This is a genomic window from Nocardia barduliensis (assembly GCF_013315795.1).
GTDB classification, from domain to species: domain Bacteria; phylum Actinomycetota; class Actinomycetes; order Mycobacteriales; family Mycobacteriaceae; genus Nocardia; species Nocardia barduliensis.
Genome location: NZ_JABLTE010000315.1, coordinates 1 through 384 on the forward strand (window position 1 = coordinate 1; position 384 = coordinate 384).

At 70.8% G+C, this 384-nt stretch carries 1 protein-coding gene; it reads right to left on the reverse strand.

What is annotated here, in order from left to right:
- Positions 1 to 384, reverse strand: a 384-nt coding sequence (locus HOV91_RS39390) for a replication-relaxation family protein (RefSeq protein ID WP_174190219.1), incomplete at both ends; no start/stop codon positions are given.

A 384-nucleotide genomic window follows, 5' to 3' on the forward strand; every position in this document is an offset into this window, starting at 1 on the left:
CGCCAGCACTTGCCCGCCGTCGTGGGGGTGGGTGGTGAGGGTGGTGAACCATTCGTTGATGCCGAGGGTGTGGGTCAGGTGCAGGCTGTGGGCGATGGCGAGGGTGGTTTGGTGGTTGTACCCGAGGTCGCGCACGCTGGTGGCGGCTTCCGCGGCGAGCACGGCGGCTCCGGCGGGGGCGAGTGTCCAGTGGAAGGGGGCGCTGCCTCGGGGGCGCAGGGGCCGGAACCGGTCCAGGACGCGGTAGTGGTGCAGCAGCGCCAGGCGACGGCGAGCGATCTTCGCGGTCGGGAACGCCAATTCGGCGAGTTGGTTGATGGTCAGGACGCGGTGCTCGTGCAGCATCCGCAGGATCCAGCGGTCGCGGCCGGTCAACGGCGGCAC